Genomic DNA, 19365 nt, shown 5'->3' on the forward strand with positions numbered 1-19365 from the left:
CCCTGTCATCGCGAGGAGAATCGCGTTGACCTGTACCCGGGGGTACGGGTTTAGGGTCGGGGCATGCGCGTGGGTGAACTGGCCCGTCGGACCGGCACGACGATTCGGGCGTTGCGTTACTACGAGCAGGTGGGGCTGGTCGTGCCCCGCCGGCTCGGCAACGGTTACCGGGATTACGAGCCGATCGCCGAGCGGCAGGTCGCCCAGATCCGCGAGCTGACGGCGCTCGGGCTCACCGTCGAGGAGACCCGCCCGTTCGTCGAGTCGATCGCCAACGACGACGACGTCTGCGCCGCCGCGGTGGCCACCTTCCGCAGTACCGTGACCAGCCTGCAGACGCGCATCGGTGAGCTGACCACCCAGCGGGAGGCCCTCGACGCCCGGATCGACGCCGCCGCGCACCGGATCGTCGCCGGCACCCCGGTCACCGGCGGGCCGCCAGCCGGTCTGATCGGCCGACGCCTGCCGGAGCTGCACTTCTACGCCACCGACGGCCGCCCGCTCCGCCTGGACCACCTCGGGCCGGGACGCAGCGTCATCTTCGTGTATCCGCTGACCGGTCGGCCCGGCGTCGACCTGCCCCGCAGCCTGCTGGAGATCCCCGGCGCCCGGGGTCAGGGCGACTGGCTGCGCGACCACCACGCCGAGATCCGCACCGCCGGAGCGGCCCGCGTCTTCGGCCTGTCCGCCCAGTCCACCGGTTACCAGCGCGAACTGGTGCACCGGCTACGGCTGCCGTACCCGTTGATCCCGGACCCGAAGCTCACCCTGGCCGCCGCCACCGGCCTGCCCGTGCACACCACCGGTGACCTCGCCGTCTACGAGCGGCTGACGCTCATCGTCCGGGACGATCGGGTGGAACACGTCTTCCACCCGATCCCCGACCCCGCCTCGCACGCCCTGCACCTGATGCGGTGGCTCACCCAGCGCCGGTCCGGCGGGTAACCCGATCGTGCACGCCCCCTTCCGGTGACGCCGCGGCTGCGTAGCATTCAGGGCGGGAGGCTCTCATGTCGACGTCCCAGCCCGGTCTCGTGCAACGATCGTCGTTCTCGTCCAGCGACGAAGCCGAGGTCACCGAATTCATCCGGCAGATGTAGGCGGAGAACAGGTCCCGCTTCGCGCCGGTCCGCAACGGCGCGCGCTTCTCGGCGCTGACCCACGACACCCCGGTGATCGGCGCCGACCGGGTGCGGACGTCCATCGATTACGGCGGCACCAGCGGTACGGGTTTCCACGACTACGTGTTCTTCGTGGTGCACACCGGCAGCGTGCAGATCGACAGCCCGCTCGGCGGGACCGTCGCATCCGCTGCTGACGTCGCGTTCTATCCGCTCGGGTTCCGATCGAGTTCGACATGCACCACTTCGACGTGACCACCCTGCGACTGCCGGCCGATCGGATCAAACGGTCGCCGAGGACACCGCGGACATGCCGGCCGCACAGACCCGGTTTCACGGCATCACGCCGGTTTCGGCGTCGATGGCCCGATACTGGCGGTCCCTGATCGCCCTGGTCAGCGGGGCCCTGAGCGATCCGGTGTCACCGTTGAACTCGCCGCTGCTCGCCGAGGACCTGGCCCGGACGGTGGCAACCGGCGCCCTGCACGTCTTCCCGAACACGACCATGGGCCGGCAGCATGTGCCCGGTCCGGGCGCCGTCACGCCGGGCGCCGTCCGCCGCGCCGTCGCCTTCGTCGACGCCGACGCCCACCTGCCTGTCCAGCTGAGCGAGATCGCGGCGGCGGCCGGGACCAGCGCCCGTGCCCTGCAATACGAATTCCGCCGGCACCTCGGCACCACCCCGCTGCGATATCTGAGCCGGGTGCGCCTCGAGTTGGCGCGCCAGGAGCTGCATCGCGCCGACCCGACCCGCGGCGACACCGTCGGCGCCATCGCGGCGACACCGTCGGCGCCATCGCGGCCCGGTGGGGTTTCGCCAACACCGGCCGTTTCGCCGCGGCCTATCGAGCCGCTTACGGCGTGTCCCCGAGCGAGACGTTGAGGAGCTGACGCCGCGCCGCGGGGTACGACCCGGTGACCCGCGCGGACGCATCCTCGGCGGCCCGGTGGGCGACCGCGGCCCGGTCGATCAGCGTCTGCGCGGTACGTTCCAGCTGGTCGGCTCGGGCACGCGCGCGTGCAGCGAAGGCGAGGCAGGCGGCCGCCCGCTGGCCCGGCGTCCCGGTGAAGTCGGAATCCAGGCTCACGGGTGTCATCGAGCTCCGCTGAGCGGCTTGCCGTCAACGCCGGCCAGCCGGCCGCTTCGTTCACCGGCCCACCGCTTCGCTCCCCGGCCTTGAGGGTTCGACCGCTTCGCTCCCGGCCTTGAGGGTTCGACCGCGAGAAGACCGGAGAGGCACGCTGCATCCGGTGGTGAAGCCGGGGGTCCGGGGAAGGCCGACGGCGCGACCACCGGACATGTCCCGATTCTCGTCTCGCTCAGATGCGCAAGGGCCTTGCCGGCATGCCGGGCCAGCGACTCCTGGACGGGATACCGGTCCGGCGAGCGGTACAGCAGTGACAACAGCCCGAGCCGTGGTCCGTCCCCATCACGCATCGGGTAGCACTGCACCGCGCGGAATCCCGCATCGAGCAGCATCCGCGTCGCCAACCGGCTCACGCCGACGACGGCGGCGCTCAGATCGTGGACCACCACCGGGCCGGCGCTGTCCCCCTCCGGTGGGACGACGGAGGCGACCGCCGAGCCGATCCGGGCGACCTGATGCGGGCCGGATTCCGGCAGGCCGCGGTGCCGTGTCAGCCGCAGCGGAGCCGCGCCCGGAGCACAGGTGTGCAGCAGGAGCGCATCCGGACGGGCGACACCGCTGACTGCGATCATGATGGCGGTGTGGACGGCGGGCTCATCGGCCAGGGTGAGGAAGGCGGTGCTGGACAGCGTGCCCACGTCAGCACGCAGGCGCAGGCGGAACTGGGTCAGGATCGCCCGCCGGGTGGCGCGTATCTCCGCGTCGATGAGGCCCTGTTGGATGCGACCGCGCCGCGCCAGAAGGGCCTCGACCGTTACCGAGGCAGACCTGGCAGGAGCCGGATGTCCGGACGACTCTCGCATGGCCACCGCCTTGAGGGAGGCTGTCGCCCAAAGGCTACGCCCACCCCCAGGCCGCGCCCCACAGCACTCGGGAGTGTCCCGGGTGCTGTGGGGCCGGGCGTCACCGGTAGTACGTGCCCGGGTTCCGGCGGCGCGGAAGGAGGGCGAGCACCGACAGACCGACCAGGGTCAGCAGCACCGAGCCGGCGATCAGCGCCATCGAGCCGCCGCCGGTGCGGGCCAGGAAGCTGACGTTCCGGGTGGGCGGCAGGGCGGCGGCTTCCGGTGCGGTGACCTTGGGCGCGCCGCCGTCGTTCGAGTAGGTGTAGTTGTCGGCCGCGACCGTCTCGATACTCGGGGAGGCGTCGTCCGGGACGGTGGTGCTCTCGCTCGGGCCCGGTGGCGAACTGCCGGAAGCCGGACTGCCGGGCTTGGCACTACTGGGCCGTGCGCTGCTCGGGGCCGGGCTGGCGGCCATGGTCTGCCTGGCGGTCATGGTGCGGCCGGCCGTCACGGTCGGACTGGCGGTCACGGTCGGGCTGGCGGTCATGGTGTGCCTGGCGGTCGGTGACGGGCTGGCGGTCGGTGTCTGCCTGGCGGTCGGTGACGGGGTCGCGGTCGGGGTCCCGGTCGCTCCGGGGAACGACGCGTCGACGGCCACCCCGTCGCGGGTTCGCAGCCGCACCGGGTTCGGCGACCGGATCAGCCGGTCGCACCCCAGATTGCCGTACGACCCGCTCAGTCGCTGCGCGAGGAAGGTGAACAGGTTGGTCGCCACCCCCGGATCCGGCGACGCGATCTTCTGGGTGAAGCGGCGGTCGGCGCGCAACCGGCTCGGCGCCAGATCAACCAATTGCTGACAGTACGGCGCTGCCAGCCCCCGAGTCCCGGAGACGGTGCCCATGCCGACACCCTGCCGGTACAGGTTCAGCTTCGTCCGGTCGAAGCGCCCGTCCACCTCGGCCATCGGATCGTTCGGCGGCACCAGCGCGACCGGATCCCGCTGGTTCGCGGCCGCCTGCAACTCGTTGAGCGCCAGCGAGGTGGTGAGCGTGCCGTTGTCGGCCAGGTCCGGCGCCTGGAACGGCGTGCAGCCCAGTGCCTGGTCCACGAAGTGCACCAGCAGCAGGTTGTCACTGCCGTTGACCAGTACCGGCGCATGCCGCAGCCGCGCCCGGTTGGCCGCGGTGTCCTGCGCGACATGGCTGCCACGGATCAGGTACGCGCTCGTCACGTTGTCGCTCTGGTCCTGGTCCACGACGGTGAAGTCACGCGTCGTCGGGCACGGCTTCCCGTCCCGGCCGGTGCCGAGCGGCGGTACCTTCAGTTTGCCGGCCCGGATCGCCGTGTGCGCCGCGCTGAAGAACGCCGGCGCATTGCAGTACGCGAACTGGGAGAACAGCGAGCCGTCCACCCCGTTCACGCAGGCGCCGCCGCGCAGACTGCCGTGCGAGTCCACCAGTCTCAGGTTCTCCCCGTTGAACCCGAACCAGATCCCCACCACCGCGTTCTTCGGCAGCACCGGCACCACCGGGTCCAGCACCGGCCGCGTCCCCTTGTCGATCACCAACGGGTTGTAGACGCTGACCTTGCCGGTCGCCGGATCCACCACGCTGGCTTGCACAAACGCGGCCTGGGCAGGATTCGCCTCATGGCACGCGCCGCGCCGGCGCCCGGTCCCCGACAGCTCGTACGGCGTCGCCAGCCCCGCAGCGCTGAGCGGATCCGCCGGCACGAGCAGCGAACAGTTCGTATTCGGCTCGGCCCCGGCATCGTTCTGCCCCGCATAGGACATCCCGGTTCCCACCCCGAGCGCCCCGAGCACCACGATCCCCGCGCCGATCACCGCGATCCGCCGATTGCTCCACCTTCCGAATCGGCGGTAGATGCGTTCCCGCAAGCGGAACACCCCCTGCTGTTTTCCCACGTGGACGGCCATGTCCAGCAGCGGGTACGAGGTGTTCCGGCGCCCGGTTCAACCATCGCCGTGCCAGTAAATCCGATCGCGTCGCGATCCCGCCTCGGTCAACCGCCATCACCCACCGTGACCTGCAACGGCATCGTCCAGCGCGGATGTCCCCTGGTGTGCCAAATCCACGGTCGCCCGTGATCGAAGGTGGCCGATGGCCAGCGCCGGCCCGTTCCGTCCCGAAAACAGAGCGCTACACGACTATTGCGGGGAGAATCACCAATAATTCCGCGCCGGTATCGCCGGTATCGCCGGTTCGCTCGACGGCGCTCCGGACAGCCGGCACGCTGCGGTTCCAGTGGCCCGGCGAAGGGCAGGTACACAGCAGATGGGCTGGCTGTCGAAGCGTCGGCTCGCAAGGCGCCTCCTGGTCAACGCGATCACCATCGCGGTGTTGGTGGCCGTCGCCGTATTGGGCTACTCGGTGTCCCACCGCCAGGAGACCATGGCCGGGCAGGCACGACAGGCGCAGCGGTTGGCCGAGTCCGCGCAGCAGGTGAAATTCCGGGCGGCCGACTTCAACGGCTGGCAGACGGCATACGCATTGGACATCATCCGCGCCGTACCGGGGGCCACCGCCGACACCTCACCCAGCCGTGCGAAGTTCCTCGACGCGGCGGCGAAATTCGACAGCGAACTGGACGCCCTGGAAGTGCTGTCGGCGTCGTCCCCGTCCGCACGGACCGTCGACGCCGTCAGGGAGGCGTTCGAAGCCTTCATGACCCTCGACCGGACCGTCGTGACGCTGTACCGCAGCGGCAAGCCGGCCGACCGCAGGGCCGCCTCCGAACTCGTCCTCGGCCGGGAGATCCAGCTCTACGGGCAGATCGCCAACGGTTGTGACGCCACCGCCGCGCTGTCGGCCGCGGCGGCGGACACCAGCATCGGCCGTCTCGACGCGGTGGGAGCCGCCATCCGGCGCTACATCCTGATCCTGAGCATCGTCGCCGCCGCCCTGACGGTGCTCGGCGCGATCCTCGCCGAAGCGCGACAACGGGCGATCGCGCAGCAGGCCAAAGAGGCTCAGCGAATGGCGAGCCTGGGACGTCTGGCCGGGGGGATAACCCACGACTTCAACAATGTCCTCGCCATCATCCTGAACTACACCGACTTCGTCGCCGAACACGCTTCCCCGGAGGCACTCGACGATCTCGCGCAGATCCGCAAGGCGGCGAAACGGGCGGCCGGGCTCACCGCGCAACTGCTCTGCTTCATCCGGCACGAGGCCATCCAGCCGCAGATATTCGACATCAACGCCGCGATCAACGAAGCGCACGCCATGCTGGCCCGCACTCTCGGCGAACACATCGAGCTGGTGGTGATGCCCTCGCCCGAGCCGCTGAAGATCTGCGCGGACACCGGCCAGATCCAACAGATTCTGGTCAACCTCGCCGTCAACGCCCGTGACGCGATGCCCGACGGTGGCACCTTGGTGATCGCGGCCAGCGCCGTCGACCTCGAGGAGAACCAGGCGAACGTGCACCCGCCGGTGGCGGCCGGACGTTACCTCCAGCTTCTCGTCACCGACACCGGTACCGGGATGTCTCCGGAAACGGTGGCCCGCATCTTCGAGCCCTTCTTCACCACCAAGCCGAAAGGCCACGGCACGGGACTCGGTCTCGCCACCGTCCTGGACATCGTCATCACGGCCGGCGGCAGCATCGACGTCTGCTCCAAGCTGGGTATCGGCACGACCTTCCGGCTGTACTTCCCCGCCGTCGACGTGCCGTACGGTCAGGAATCGGAAGGTCGCAACGATGTGGCACCGCCGCGTGGCCACGGCCAGAGCATCCTGATCGTCGAGGACGAACCGGCCCTCGGCACCAGCGTCGCTCGCATCCTCGCCGCCGGCGGATACCAGGTCCGGTCCGCCGTGAGTGGTCCCGACGCCCTGGCCGCATACGCGGACGACGGCTGCGATCTGCTGATCGCCGACGTCGTCATGCCCGACATGTCCGGCTCCCGCCTCGCCGAGATCCTGCACCGCACCGACCCTCGCCTGCCCGTGCTCTACATATCCGGTTACATCGACGGCAACCTCGGCGCCAACCGTCTGTGCACACCCGAGACCAGGGTGATCGAAAAACCGTTCACCGCCGACCAGCTGCTCGTCGCGGTCGGCGACGCCCTTTCCCCGGCTCCCGACGAGAACGGCATCACCGGCGGTCGGCCACGGCCGGTCTGATCCGTGCTCCCGCAACCCGTCAGCAGGCAGGAGGACGGGCGGCGCCGAACGACTCGGTGAGCACGGTTGCATGCCGCACCTTCACGGTGCCGAAGGCGAGCCTCTATCTGGTCCGGGTGTCCGTGTACGACCTCGACGCCAGGAGGTCTGCCGGTGGGGCTACTACTACAGCCGCGGCCCCGGGTGGATCTTCGGCCCCGACGGCCTTCCGGTGCAGGCCTGTTCCTCCAGCACGGCGGTGCGCGATCCGCTCTGCGATCTGCAGCCCGGCACCTACTGTTCACGCGCTTCGAACCGTGCCGGTCGAACGGGGCGTACGGTTTTCCGCGGGATGACGATCGTCAACGTGAGTCGGGCACTGGGGGCGAGCGCAGGTATGCGGGCCGGATGAGGAGCTCCCCGTCAGCCGGTCCCGGTATGGGGGGCCGGCGGCAACTCATCGCGCAAGTTCGCCGCAGCCACCTCGATGCCGTTGATCGGCGTCCTTGTCACGCTGGTCGGCTACCTGATCACGAACATCGGCCGTCCTGTCCCTGGCGTCCGCTACGGCGTCGCGCCGGTCGCCATCAGCCACGCGTCGATCTGCGGCGTCGTCGCGTTGATCGCTTCGCCGGTCGCGCCTGCCAGCCGCGGAATCCCGGCAGTCCAGAAGGAACTCCCGCCGGTCCGCTGCCTGGTCCCGCTCATCAGCGCGCGCCAGCCGGCCCTGCAGGTCGATCTCCCGCTGGTCGGCCTCGGCATCACGCCGATCCGCCGCCTCCTCCCGACCAGCGAGGTAGCGCTCGCGTTCATCCAGAAGCCGCCGCCGTTGCGAGTCGGCCGATCCGGCGTTCATCACCTCACCATGGAGCGGGATGGCCTGAACTCCACTGGGCACCGCTTGGCCGGCATGTGGACCGGGTGGGCTGTCGGATTTCGAGACCGGATTTGAGTGCAGGGTGGGGAGTGCATGGGTTGACCAGCGTCGCTGCGGGTTATTGAGGTGATGGGTTGCCAGCGGGCGATCGGTGAAGCGTGTCGGTTCCGGAGGCTGTGGTGGATCTGCAGTTGTCAGCGCGGACAAGTGGGGCGTGCACCGTGGTCAAGGTCGGCGGCGAAGTCGATACGGACACTGTGCCGCAGCTGGAGGCCTTTCTTCAGCAGGTCGCGGACGGTGGCGGCGTCCGGGTGGTGCTCGACTTGGCCGACGTGTCGTTCCTGGATTCCAGCGGTCTGGGCGCTCTCATCGTGTGGTTCAAGGAGTTGCAGAGCAGAGGCGGTCGGTTGTGCGTCGCCGCGGTGCAGGACCTCGTCGCTTACGTGCTGCGGGTGGCGGCGGTGGATCAGGTGGTGAATGTTTACGACACGGTGGAGGCCGCCGAGGCGGGCATGCCGCCGTCGACGGCGTGAGTGCCGAGGTGAGCTCAGCGGCCGTCGACTGAGGTGGCGGCGGACACGTCGGCCCCACCACCGCGCCCCGGCACACCCGCAAACCAATCAAGCAGAGGACCGCGAAGAACCGGCCCGCCGGCCGCGACGAAAAACAAAAACCCTCCGGCGACTCCGCCACCAGATCGCGGAAAAATCGCAGGTCACGCGGTCACCGCCGCCCTATTCGACGCGGAAACGGTGACACCCAACCGGCACCCACCGTCCGCAGGGCCGAAAAAGCCAAGGGCCCGAACCGCGTTTCCGCAGCTCAGGCCCTTGATGATGAAGTGCGCCCGAAGGGACTCGAACCCCTAACCTTCTGATCCGTAGTCAGACGCCTAGTAGTCATTAGCACACTCTGCAACTTGTCTGGTACGCCGCCATTCCGAAAGCGTTGCGCCAGCTCAGAGGCTGTTCACGTTTCAGCAGGCCGCAGCCGAGTACATGATTCCAGCACCATCGGAGCCGATGACCCCGACACGGCCGTGCTGATTTAGTCGCGGTAGTACTGGAACGGTCGCCGACATCCGATCACCCACGGATCACCCAGCACCGTCGTCACCCTGCGTAAATTCGCCGGCCGTAGCGCCGGTCCAGGCACCCCATTGCGCAGGTCGGGCACTCTGACCCGAGCAACAGCGGTCCGCTTCAATGCGCCCTCGGATCACCACGGCCGCCGTCACCCGCCCCAGCTCAGCCAAGATGCGAGAGCATCTGATCCATAGGCGGCCTCCTGAATACCGACCGCATTTCATTGGGCCTGCCCCGTTTTGACGGACATCCAAGATCAGGGGACCTGGGGTCTCCGGGAGGTTGTCCAGCATCATGGAGAGCGTGGGAAAGAAGCGGTCGAGGCCGCGGCGGGCGTTCACGCCCGAGTTCAAAGCCGAGATCGTGGAGTTGTGTCAGCGTGGTGACCGCACGGTGGGGCAGGTCGCGAGGGATTTCGACCTGACCGAGACGGCGGTGCGAGCGTGGGTCAAGTAGGCCGACCTCGACGCCGGCACCCGATCGGACGGGCTTACCTCCGACGAACGCGGCGAGCTGGCCCGGCTGCGAGCGGAGAACCGCCGGTTGCCGCAGGACGTCGACATCCTCAAACGGACGGCCTTTTTTCGCGCGGGAGACCCGGTGAACGTGTATCCGTTCATCGAGGCGGAGCAGACCGGCAAGCACAACGTCAAGCGTGCGTGTGAGCTGCTCAAGGTCTCCCGGTCCGCCTACTACCAGCACGCCCGCGGTGAACAGTCCACCCGGGACCGCGTCGACGCCCGGCTGACCGAGCAGATCATCGCGGTGCACGCGGCCTCCAACGGCACCTACGGGGTGCCGCGCATCCACGCTAAGCTGGCCGCGGCCGGGCTGCGACATGGCCGTAAACGCGTCGCCCGCCGGATGAGGGCTGCCGGGATCGCCGGCAAGTGCCCGCGCCGGTGGAAGACCACCACGGTCGCGGATCCGCACGCCGGCGCCCGCCCGGACCTGGTCGACCGCAACTTCCGGGTGGACGCCACCGCGGTCGATACCCGCTGGTGCGGCGACATCACCTACATCAACACGTGGGAGGGCTGGCTCTACCTGGCCACCGTCATCGACCTCGCGTCGCGCCGGGTGGTTGGCTAGGTGTACTGACCCGAGAGGTTGGGGACGCGGCTGGCGGGTGGTAGGCCGTTGAGTGCGGTGTGTCCGCGGTGGTGATTGTAGGTGTGTAGCCAGGCGGGCAGGGCTTCGCGGCGTTCGGTTTCGGTGCGGTAGGCCCGGGCGTAGGCCCATTCGTCGAGCATGGTGCGGTTGAAGCGTTCGACTTTTCCGTTGGTCTGGGGCCGGTAGGGGCGGGTGCGTTTGTGGGTGATGCCGGCGGCGGCGAGTGCGTCATGCCATAGGTGGGAGCGGTAGCAGGAGCCGTTGTCGGTCAGTACCCGTTTGACGGTGATGCCCCGGCTGGTGAACCAGGCGTGGGCGCGTTGCCAGAAGGCTGTGGCTGTCTCGCGGGTCTCGTCGGGCAGGATTTCGGTGTAGGCCAGCCGGGAGTGGTCGTCAACAGCGTTGTGCAGGTAGTGGTAGCCGAGGTTGGGCCGGCCGTGGTGGGTGCGGGGACGGGCCGGGTCCCGGTGGGCCGAGCTGTGGCGGTTGCCGTCGGCCCGGCCGTGGACGCGGTGGCCGCCGCCGTCGGGGATGTTGCCGAGTTTCTTGATGTCGACATGGACCAGATCGCCTGGTGTGTCGTGTTCGTAGCGGCGGATCGGCCGGCTGGTGGCCCGGTCCAGGTGGGTGAGCCTGGCGAGCCGGTAGCGGGTCAGGACCCGGTGCACGGTGGCCGGGTTCAGGCTCAGGAAGTAGGCGATCCGGGCGGGTCCCCAACGGCGCAGGATGCGGACCTTGATGATTCGCCGCTCAGTGCGGGTCGGAGTCTGTGACGGGCTGTGGTGTGGTCGCGAGGAACGGTCGGTCATACCCGCCGGCCCGTCGGTGCGGTAGCGGTCGGCCCACCGTTTCGCTGTGGTCGTGCTGACCTGGAAACGTTCGGCGGCTCGCCGTAGCGGCCATCGGTCATCGACCACGCAGCGCGCCAGGCGCAGCCTGCCGGTCTCGGACAAGGGTGCATTACGGTGGGGCATGAGGGCCTCCGCAGGTTCGGGGTAGGACGTCGCAATCCACACCGAACCCGAAGGCCCTCACCTATTTCAAGATCTCCCCGTCACCAACGTCCGTGGTCAGTACAGCTAGGCCGTCGCCGACCATCCCAAGACCGACCTGGTCGACGCCGCCCTGACCGATGCCCTGGCCCGGCGCCGTCCCGCCGACGGCCTGGTCTTTCATTCCGATCGCGGCTGTCAATATACGAGTGCTCAGCACGCCCGCCTCGCGCAGCGGCACGGCGTGCGGCTGTCCGTGGGCCGGCGCGGGCAGTGCTGGGACAACGCGGTCGCCGAGTCGTTCTTCGCCACGATCAAGACAGAACTCATCCACCGCCAGACCTGGCCGACCCGCAAGGCAGCCCACCAGGCAATATTCGAGTATGTCGAAGGGTGGTACAACACCCGGCGTCGGCATTCCAGTCTCGGCTACCGCAGCCCTGCCGCCTACGAGGGCGGTGCCGCCATCAGCCTGCTACCCGCCCTCAAGGTAGCCTGAAGATCAACTCATCGACCCTGTCCGTCGAAACGGGTCAAGCCCAACGTCGATCTGGTCGTCACCGTGAACACTCTGTGTCAGCCGAACTGCGTGTGAACCCTTTCGCCGGCTACGGCTGCCCGGCACGCTGCTCTACACGCCGCGCAAGCCGCGTAAACGCTCCGGCGGGAGGCGCCTACGTCGCTGCTTGTCTGGAGTTGGCGGAGTTACCCGTGCTGGTCGACCTGTACCTGGGGCCGGCAACAACCGCCGTCCTGCCCAGTCGGCGGGAGGGCGCTCGTTCAGTGCGGCGAGCTCTCCCGCGCCGTTGGGCCTGACCGAGGCCTTGGCCGGGCATCCCGCCGACGACCCCGCCGGCGCCGACCCGAATGATCCGGTCAATGATCTCTATCTGATCCGGCTCGCGGCGAAGTATCACGCCGCCGCTGATCACCCCCGCTTCGCTGATATCTGCCGCAGACCGAGGGTTCCTGCCGATCTCGGTACGTCCGCTCTGCGGCGGACCCTTGCCGCGTGTGTACCGCTCGCGGGCACTACCGCGATGCGGTCAACGGGTGGTACTTACCTGCCATCGCCGTAGCCTCCCGGCCCCAAGGGTGCCGGGTGACGATGACATCCGGAACCGCCGGACGGTTGCTCTGCCGCCGCCTCGAGGGAAAAGGATCATGAACCGTTTGCGGCTGGTTAGGGTTTCTTGATACGAGAGAGGCGTCGAGGCCGCCAGCTCCGGCTTCCGATTTGGTGGTTTCGGGCCTGATAGTGCTGATCTTGCCCTGACCTCGCCGGATTTCGGTTGTCGGCGTTCGCTATGTTCATCCTGCTCAATACGGGGGAGGTAGCGTGGGCGACGAACTGCATGTCGAGCCCGCCGTGCTGCATTCTGCGCGGCAGGTGTGCGAGGACTTGGGAGTCGCGTGGAGACGCGATGAACACGGTGTCGAACCGGTTACCGAGGACGCCGCCGCCGGGTTGCCGGGCTGGATGACCGGGCGGGCGCTGGGAGATTTCGTCTGGTACTGGCAGGACGACGTCAAGAAGCTCACCGGCTATCTCGAAACCTTCGGCGACGCGCTGCAGCGGGCTGCGCTGACGTATGAGCACACCGATCACGCCAGTGCCGATCTGTTCGACATCCGGGGGCGCTGACCGGTGGTGACCTTCGCGGATCTACGCGACGCGCGCGTTGACCGGCTTACGGTCGCGGCCGACGTCTGGCGTCAGCTCGCCGGCAAGTGCAGCAAGCTTGAAGACCGGACTGAGCTGGAGTTGTCCAAGCCGTTGCAGAACGGGGCCTGGGAAGGTGCGGCGGCTACCGAAGCGCTGCGCCGGATGACGTCCCTGGAAGACGAGTTCAGCCTGTACCGGATGAAGGCCCGCAGCATCGGCATGCTGTTGGAGCGAATCGCCACGGACTTCCAGGGCTTGCAGCAGCGGCTCCAGTCCGCGATCGACGCGGCTACCTCGCTCGGGTTGACGGTGACCGCGGACGGTCGCGTCCAGGCCGATGAGGTGCCGCAATCCGCCCTGTCGGATCCTGGCGCGCTGGAGGTCAACCGGCTCGCGAACCAGAACGCCGACGTCTACACCGAGGTGATCGCCTCGATCCTCAAAGATGCCGACCACATCGATCTCACCTACGCCGGCATGCTGCGCGACTTCGGCCCCGACGTCCAAGGCCCGAACGAGTTCAGCTGGCAGCACACCACCGACGCCGCTCGCGAGCTTGCCGGGCTGAACGGACTCACGGCAGACGACATTACCGCCGCCGGCACCAACCCGGCCCAGGCCGCCGCCTGGTGGCACGGCCTCACCGCCGACCAGCGCGAACTGCTATCGATGGCCTACCCCGCCGAGGTCGGCCGCCTCAACGGTCTGCCGGCAACCGACCGCGACACCGCGAACCGGCTAGCCCTGCACGAACTGATCGGGCAAGGCGTGAACCAGCGCGTCGACCCGAACGATCCACAGCATCAACGCCTGGTCAACCTGATGAACCGGCTCGACGCCGCCGACTACCAGACCGGCAAACCGCTCTACCTGCTGTCCATCGACAACCAGGGCACCGGACGGGCCGCCGTGGCCATCGGTAACCCCGACACCGCCCGGCACACCGCCATGCTCATTCCTGGAGTGACCAACAACCTCGACGGGATGGTTGACCAGATCGGCCGGGCCGACCACATCCGCGACGCAGCCGAACTGCTCGGCGCGAGCGACGTCTCGGTCATCGCCTGGCTCCAGTACGACCCTCCGCAGCTCGACGACTCCATCGTCACCGCAGCCGGCTCCGACCGGGCGCAGGAGGGCGCCACCAACCTGCTCGCGTTCACCGACGGGCTAAGGGTGAGCCACGATGCCGGGCCGGTGCACATGACCGCGATCGGCCACTCCTACGGATCGGTGGTAGTCGGCGACGCCACCAGTGGCGGCCACCGGCTGGCCGTGGATGACGTTGTCGTGGTGGGCAGCCCGGGCATGGACGTGCACCGGGCCTCGGACCTGAGCGTCGGCGCAGACCACGTCTGGGCCGGCGCCGCCCCCGACGATATGGTTGCCAGCCCGGACACCGCCATTCCGTTGGAGACCGGCATTCCGGTGGCCGGCGACGGCGTACAGGCCGCGATCAGGTTGAAGCACGGCGTCGAACCGCATCTGCCAGAATTCGGTGCGCGGGTCTTCATGACCGATACACCAGGGCACACCTCCTACTGGCAGGCCGGGTCACAGAGCCTCAAGAGCCAGGCATCCGTCGTCGTCGGCGACTACGGCAACCTGATCCCTCGATACGGAAAGTTTCCCTCATGACACGCCGCCTGATCCTGGCCCCGCTGCTGCTCGGTGCGGTGGTCGCGCTGACCGCCTGCGACAGCGGTCCCGCCAATCCCGCAGACACACCCGCCGCCAAAAAGGATCAGCAGATGCAGGTCATGAAACGCACCGACGCCGAGAACCTGGCCAAGAAGCTCGCCGAGCAGGTCGCATCCCTCGTCGGGAAACCGCTCACCGGATGGCGAACGAGTTCGGCTGCCTGTGAGAACACCGACGGGGTCGTCGCCTCCGACGGCCGATGGGACCTCAGCACGGGCGGCAACGTCGAAGTGGCCCGGGACGACCAGGTCGCCACCCTCAACAAGATCCGTGACGACTGGACCAGCCGCGGATACCAGATCACCGAGTTCCACCTGCTGCCCGACGGCGACACCGGTGGAAGCACCTCGGCATTGGTACCGGAATCCGGCCTGACGATCTCCGTCCAATCAACCGTGCCGCGGACCGGCATAGCGATCATCGTGGTCACACCCTGCTACAAGCCCGCCGGCAACGAAAACCCCGCCAGAGGCTACTGACCACAGCTCCCACGGAGTACCGAGAGCCGCGAAGGTCGTGACGGTAGGCGCTCGCATGCCCCGAGCGGGTGACCACCGCGCATCGCGTTTCAGGACACATGGCACCTTGCTCACTCTCAGCCACCTGTTCGTCCTGCTCGCTCAGCCGGAACCTCGGCAGCCCAGTCAGCTGTCTCGACGTCGTCGCCGGCCGGCGATGGTGTCTCACCCAGCGCGAGAGACGGCCGACCAAACCCTTACGGCGTCGGACGGACTGGAGTCCCTGCTGCACCGCTACAAAGACTTCGGCCCGGATCACCGATGGCTGGCCGCGCCCCTGGCCGCGCTGACCCGTGACCTTCTCGTGCGGCACCTGCGCTGCCTCGAAACCCGCTTCGGCCCCTTCGACTTCCAGACCCACGTCCCGAGCTGGGGGCGACCGCCCCTTCGACCCGCTCCCGACCGCCGCCAGCCTCATCAGCGACTGGCCCGTGCCATGGATCTTCAACCTGATGTCGAAGACCAAGGGAGGAGCGTCCGGCGCGTGGTGTCGTGGATTCCTCCTATTTTCGGTTTAACGCCTCCACCCGGCTGCCGGGATCGGCGATCCTGCTGGTCGACGACACCTGGACCTCGGGGGCCTCCCTGGTGAGTACCGCGAAGGTGCTGCGCCCACGGCGCCGCCCGCATCGTAGGCCTCACGGTCGGCCGGCAGCTCACCGAGGGCTTCGGCAGCTCCGCGACGATCCCACGGTCCTACCGAAGCCCTGGCCGAGGTTGGACTGCCGGTCTCGCTGGCCGCCGGGGCGACGAGTACACAGTTCGACCAGCAGATCAAGCAGTCGCATCATCAGGCGTTTGACGAGGTCGGGCTCGACGTCGGCACGCCCGTGATACGGATCAAGGGCACGGCTCTGTTCGGGCCGGTCATTACGCCGGCGCCGCGCGGCGAGGCTGCGGGCCGGCTGTGGGACGGCCTGGTGCTGATCGCCGGCACGGACGGGTTCTTCGAGCTCAAACAAACGCGGACCCGTAAAGCGTCGTTCGAGTGACCCGGCCGGACCGTTCCCAGAACATCGCTGCCGGCATATGCAGCAAGCAGCGCGGTCACCTGGTGCACTTCGCCCGGGCCCGCCGGACCACACCGCCAGGCTACCCCGCGGTCGTGGATCCAGCGGTTACCGACGGCTGCTCCCGGTCAGCCGATGCGGACCGAGGGGTTGCAGGCTCGCCAGACGCGGGAGCCGACCAGGCGTTCGGCCTCGTCCAGCCGGTACCAGGCCGCGCTCGTCACTTCCGACTCCTGGAGGCTGCCCACGTCGCCTGTGGTGGTGAAGGCATATCCCAGGTCGAGGTGGAAATGTTCCGGCTCGTCCTTCTGCGGTCGAGCGGGGACCCGACCGAACTCCACATACACGGGCGTCGCGGACGCGGTAGTGACCGTGGTCGGATCGATACCGGTCTCCTCTGCCAGCTCGCGTACTGCCGCACCCATCAGAGTCGTGTCACTCGGCTCCAGATGGCCACCCGGCTGCAGCGGAATCCCGTACGCGCGATGCCCGACCAGCAAGATTTCCTCGCCGCCGCGGGTCAGCAACGCGCCGACGGTCACGTGCAAGTCGAAATTGCGTCGAGAGGCAAAGTTGCTGCCCCGGGCGAGGAGCTCGATCGGCTCGGCCAGCAACGCCTTCTCCGCGGGATACCGGTCGAGGTAGGCGGCAACGGCGGCGGCGATCTCCGCATCAGCGATCGGCATGCAACGCCTCCCAGGCAGTCGGATCCATTGCGTCCTCCGGCGCAGCGCATTCATACCGCTCCGCGGCTTCACCGGCCGACGACGACAGGACCCGGCGAACCTACCGCGTACGTCAAGCCCGGACACGCACAACGGCTGTGTGTCTCGTCGCGGATGCCCGCCCGTGCCGTTGCGGTTCACGACCGCGTTACTGCCAGCCGCCACGATGGCCGGGAACCGCTTCGTCATGCCCGCCGTCCCGCCTTGCGCGTACGCCCCTTTTTCGTGGTGAGAGCGATGTCGCCGTTTCGGCTGGCCACAGCGATGAGGTCATGGGGTGTGAACGCTCAGCGACACGCAGCGGTCGTCCATCTGTGCGATTGCCGTACCCGCATCGGCGGACTTCGTCGTGTCCGAGACAGCCCCCCGGCAGGGCGGGCGAGTACCGATATGGGGAGGGCTCCACAACTTGTCGTCGTTCCTCCGGGCTCTGACAACGCAGACCATCCGGCAGGAGGGACACGAACAGGTGAGTGCCGTTGCCGTAGAGACGGGCACCTGGAGGAGCGTCCCGTCGCAGACGCTGAAACGCCGGGGAGGCGTTCCCTGGAATTCGACACTGGTGGCGGGAAACCGGTCTGCAGGCGGGTAGGCCTCCGGCGCCTGCGGGGCCGGGTTCACCGTGCACAGTCGGCTGGTGTCCGGCTATGGCCGGCTTTTCTGCGGACAACCGCCCGAACGCAGCGGTTCGCGGCAGCGCGCCAAGGTGCGAACTAGCTCATCGGCGAGTGAAAGGACCAGACGTGGACATCCACACCACCAAATCCGATGGAGCACGGCTACCTGAACAGCCATCCCCGGATGGCACGAATCAGGAGGCTTCCACCCCGCTGGAGCCGGTGCTGCCGGAGCTACGGAACGCGTGGTAGGAACACGGGATGCGCCGACGGGCGGCGGCGGGCGTGCTGGGGGTATTCGCGCAGCCACGCCGAGCTCTTCGCCCTCCAGTCTGCGGGCTACACAAGTGGACAGGAAACCGTCCCGGCCGATCCCGTGAACGAATGCGCGGAGCGTCCGTGAGCGCCTCAGTAAGCCCTCCGCCGGATCCTGTAGCCGGGACCGCCGTTCGCTTCGACCGAGCCGCACCCTGATCGACACATGATCTATCCGCCGACTGCGCTACCCCGCGCCTGCTGTTCTGCTACAGCGGGCATTCCCCGGTCGCACCGACCGCGCCGCCGCAGATCCGTCGCCTCAACCGTGCAACCTGGGAGGATCCGTGACCGACCTCAATGAGGCTTTCGGTGCCGTGCCCGTTCTCGCCTATACCGATCACGAGCGCTACGGTCCGACCGTCCACCGCTCCGTGCCTGAGTGGATTCAGCGTGAAGTGACATCCCTACGGGTGCAGGCCGGGCATCGCGTTCTGGAAATCGGCACCGGCTCCGGTTACAGCGGCGCCCTGCTCGCCCGCCTGTGCGGACCACGCGGGCGAGTCACGAGCATCGACATCAGCGAGGAACTCATCAACCGGGCGCGCGCGATCCACGCCGAACGCGGAGTCACCGAGATCGACTGTCACGTCGCCGACGGCCTGGCCGGCTTCCCCACCGCCGCGCCGTTCGATCGGGCGGTCGGGTGGTGCACTCCGCCGCGGCTTCCCCGGACCTGGGTCGAGCAGATCACGGATGGCGGCCGGATCGTCGCCTCCCTGCCAATCGCACCGCTACCGTCCACCGCCTTGATCACCACCATCACTGTCGACGCCGGGCAGCCCCGAGTGCAGGCCGTCGTCGGTGGGGTTTACGCCCAGAGCACCCCGGCGCCCGTGGACGACGCCGTGACCGTGCCCGGCCGGTGGGTCGACTACTGCGACCGCCAACCGGATCCGTCCTGGATAGCCATCAGCTGGCGCACCGAAGATCCACACAACAGCGGCGCCCGCGCGGCCCTCGACCGGCTCCTCAACCCCGGGCACACCGAAACCTACGGCGACATGGAGGCCGACTGGCGGTCCTGGAGCGCCCACACCGCCGCCCCGCCCGACCCCGGTCTGAGCATGGTGTCGCTGCGCAATCAGATCCGCGGGATCGGCCACACCACCGCCACATCCGCAGCCGTGATCCTGACCGACGGCACGATCATCGCCGACACACCGGACTCGGCGTCGCTAACGGTCCTACGCGAGTGGCTAATCCTCTGGCAGCAGGCCGGCCGCCCCACCGCCGACAGCTTCATTCCCCGACTGGTCCCCAACACGAGCATCGACTGCCCCGGCGGGGACCTACAGCTAGCCGTGCCCGCTGACGCGGTGCCAGCGTCGCGGGCCGCTATCCCGCAGCCGCGCGCCGGCCGGGTGGAGCCGGCATGACGCCGGAAGACCTCGCCGACGCCGCGATCGACCTGGCCGAGGAAGGCATGCCGCGCCGCGAGATGCCGATCGCAGCGGTCTTCGAGATGGGCGGGGAGATCATCGCCTCGCCTACACCAGAACCATAACGGTGAGGTTCGATCGCAGGGGCTACATTCGCGGCGCCAAAGTGCAGCTCACGAC

Annotated in this window: 21 protein-coding genes and 1 pseudogene; 16 read left to right on the top strand and 6 right to left on the bottom strand. The window is 68.5% G+C overall.

Annotated elements, in window-relative coordinates; translation table 11 throughout:
* Positions 1 to 63: 63 nt before the first annotated feature.
* The 4 genes and pseudogenes from ACSP50_RS40595 (at position 64) to ACSP50_RS44730 (ending at position 2012) form a co-directional block, all read left to right on the top strand.
* Complete coding sequence (locus tag ACSP50_RS40595; RefSeq protein ID WP_014695154.1) at positions 64 to 945, top strand: MerR family transcriptional regulator; 882 nt, start codon at positions 64 to 66, stop codon at positions 943 to 945.
* 227 nt (positions 946 to 1172) lie between these two features.
* On the top strand, positions 1173 to 1376 hold the full coding sequence (locus tag ACSP50_RS40600) for a hypothetical protein (protein ID WP_043513155.1): 204 nt from the start codon (positions 1173 to 1175) through the stop codon (positions 1374 to 1376).
* A gap of 250 nt (positions 1377 to 1626) precedes the next feature.
* A pseudogene (locus ACSP50_RS44725) lies at positions 1627 to 1809 on the top strand (AraC family transcriptional regulator); the annotation flags it as partial.
* Positions 1810 to 1916: 107 nt separating this feature from the next.
* Positions 1917 to 2012 (top strand): helix-turn-helix domain-containing protein, encoded by a 96-nt coding sequence (locus tag ACSP50_RS44730; RefSeq protein WP_255344740.1) that lies wholly within the window; start codon positions 1917 to 1919, stop codon positions 2010 to 2012.
* On the opposite strand, the gene ACSP50_RS40610 is transcribed toward ACSP50_RS44730, so the two are convergent.
* The 3 genes from ACSP50_RS40610 to ACSP50_RS43625 form a co-directional block, all read right to left on the bottom strand.
* The gene (locus tag ACSP50_RS40610) at positions 1976 to 2209 is read right to left on the bottom strand and encodes a hypothetical protein (RefSeq protein ID WP_043513158.1); all 234 of its coding nucleotides are present in this window, start codon (positions 2207 to 2209) and stop codon (positions 1976 to 1978) included. The two genes, ACSP50_RS44730 and ACSP50_RS40610, sit on opposite strands and share 37 nt — an antisense overlap.
* A 5-nt stretch (positions 2210 to 2214) precedes the next feature.
* On the bottom strand, positions 2215 to 3072 hold the full coding sequence (locus tag ACSP50_RS40615; protein ID WP_014695158.1) for a hypothetical protein: 858 nt from the start codon (positions 3070 to 3072) through the stop codon (positions 2215 to 2217).
* A 100-nt stretch (positions 3073 to 3172) separates the two neighbouring features.
* Positions 3173 to 4990, bottom strand: a complete 1818-nt coding sequence (locus ACSP50_RS43625; RefSeq protein ID WP_014695159.1) for a Cell surface glycoprotein 1 — start codon at positions 4988 to 4990, stop codon at positions 3173 to 3175.
* A gap of 358 nt (positions 4991 to 5348) precedes the next feature.
* Between ACSP50_RS43625 and ACSP50_RS40625 the strand changes: the two genes are divergently transcribed.
* The 5 genes from ACSP50_RS40625 (at position 5349) to ACSP50_RS40645 (ending at position 10238) form a co-directional block, all read left to right on the top strand.
* Entirely contained in the window at positions 5349 to 7205 is a 1857-nt protein-coding gene (locus ACSP50_RS40625; protein ID WP_014695160.1) for an ATP-binding protein, read from the top strand.
* Positions 7206 to 7671: 466 nt separating this feature from the next.
* A complete protein-coding gene (locus ACSP50_RS40630) occupies positions 7672 to 8136 on the top strand; it encodes a hypothetical protein (RefSeq protein WP_043513162.1) in 465 nt (154 codons plus the stop codon).
* Positions 8137 to 8240: 104 nt separating this feature from the next.
* Positions 8241 to 8594 carry an STAS domain-containing protein gene (locus ACSP50_RS40635; protein WP_014695162.1) on the top strand — a complete coding sequence of 118 codons (354 nt, stop codon included), beginning with the start codon at positions 8241 to 8243 and terminating at the stop codon, positions 8592 to 8594.
* 846 nt (positions 8595 to 9440) lie between these two features.
* Positions 9441 to 9602 (top strand): IS3 family transposase, encoded by a 162-nt coding sequence (locus ACSP50_RS40640; protein ID WP_014695163.1) that lies wholly within the window; start codon positions 9441 to 9443, stop codon positions 9600 to 9602.
* A gap of 87 nt (positions 9603 to 9689) precedes the next feature.
* A complete protein-coding gene (locus ACSP50_RS40645; protein WP_014695164.1) occupies positions 9690 to 10238 on the top strand; it encodes an IS3 family transposase in 549 nt (182 codons plus the stop codon).
* Here ACSP50_RS40645 and ACSP50_RS40650 read toward each other — a convergent pair.
* Together ACSP50_RS40650 and ACSP50_RS44530 are read right to left on the bottom strand one after the other, a co-directional pair.
* A complete protein-coding gene (locus ACSP50_RS40650) occupies positions 10235 to 11233 on the bottom strand; it encodes an IS481 family transposase (protein WP_014691959.1) in 999 nt (332 codons plus the stop codon). The genes ACSP50_RS40645 and ACSP50_RS40650 overlap by 4 nt on opposite strands.
* Before the next feature lie 61 nt (positions 11234 to 11294).
* Entirely contained in the window at positions 11295 to 11492 is a 198-nt protein-coding gene (locus ACSP50_RS44530) for a hypothetical protein (RefSeq protein ID WP_014695165.1), read from the bottom strand.
* Between ACSP50_RS44530 and ACSP50_RS40655 the strand changes: the two genes are divergently transcribed.
* From ACSP50_RS40655 to ACSP50_RS43630, 5 genes are all read left to right on the top strand, one after another.
* Positions 11397 to 11750, top strand: a complete 354-nt coding sequence (locus ACSP50_RS40655; protein ID WP_231957090.1) for an integrase core domain-containing protein — start codon at positions 11397 to 11399, stop codon at positions 11748 to 11750. The two genes, ACSP50_RS44530 and ACSP50_RS40655, sit on opposite strands and share 96 nt — an antisense overlap.
* 840 nt (positions 11751 to 12590) lie before the next feature.
* The gene (locus tag ACSP50_RS40660) at positions 12591 to 12896 is read left to right on the top strand and encodes a WXG100 family type VII secretion target (protein ID WP_014695167.1); all 306 of its coding nucleotides are present in this window, start codon (positions 12591 to 12593) and stop codon (positions 12894 to 12896) included.
* Positions 12897 to 12899: 3 nt separating this feature from the next.
* Positions 12900 to 14555 (top strand): alpha/beta hydrolase, encoded by a 1656-nt coding sequence (locus ACSP50_RS40665; protein WP_014695168.1) that lies wholly within the window; start codon positions 12900 to 12902, stop codon positions 14553 to 14555.
* A gap of 38 nt (positions 14556 to 14593) precedes the next feature.
* On the top strand, positions 14594 to 15097 hold the full coding sequence (locus ACSP50_RS40670; RefSeq protein ID WP_155123730.1) for a hypothetical protein: 504 nt from the start codon (positions 14594 to 14596) through the stop codon (positions 15095 to 15097).
* A gap of 869 nt (positions 15098 to 15966) precedes the next feature.
* On the top strand, positions 15967 to 16128 hold the full coding sequence (locus ACSP50_RS43630; RefSeq protein WP_014695170.1) for a hypothetical protein: 162 nt from the start codon (positions 15967 to 15969) through the stop codon (positions 16126 to 16128).
* Positions 16129 to 16274: 146 nt separating this feature from the next.
* Here ACSP50_RS43630 and ACSP50_RS40680 read toward each other — a convergent pair whose 3' ends face one another.
* Positions 16275 to 16832: an NUDIX hydrolase gene (locus tag ACSP50_RS40680; RefSeq protein ID WP_014695171.1), complete on the bottom strand. Its 558-nt coding sequence runs from the start codon at positions 16830 to 16832 to the stop codon at positions 16275 to 16277.
* A 1258-nt stretch (positions 16833 to 18090) separates the two neighbouring features.
* On the opposite strand from ACSP50_RS40680, the gene ACSP50_RS40685 reads away from it, so the two are divergent.
* On the top strand, positions 18091 to 19182 hold the full coding sequence (locus ACSP50_RS40685; RefSeq protein WP_014695172.1) for a protein-L-isoaspartate O-methyltransferase: 1092 nt from the start codon (positions 18091 to 18093) through the stop codon (positions 19180 to 19182).
* The gene (locus ACSP50_RS44735; protein ID WP_014695173.1) at positions 19179 to 19310 is read left to right on the top strand and encodes a hypothetical protein; all 132 of its coding nucleotides are present in this window, start codon (positions 19179 to 19181) and stop codon (positions 19308 to 19310) included. The genes ACSP50_RS40685 and ACSP50_RS44735 overlap by 4 nt, the downstream gene beginning before the upstream one ends.
* The last annotated feature ends 55 nt before the right edge of the window (positions 19311 to 19365 follow it).

The sequence above is a fragment of the Actinoplanes sp. SE50/110 genome, assembly GCF_900119315.1.
Lineage (GTDB): Bacteria > Actinomycetota > Actinomycetes > Mycobacteriales > Micromonosporaceae > Actinoplanes.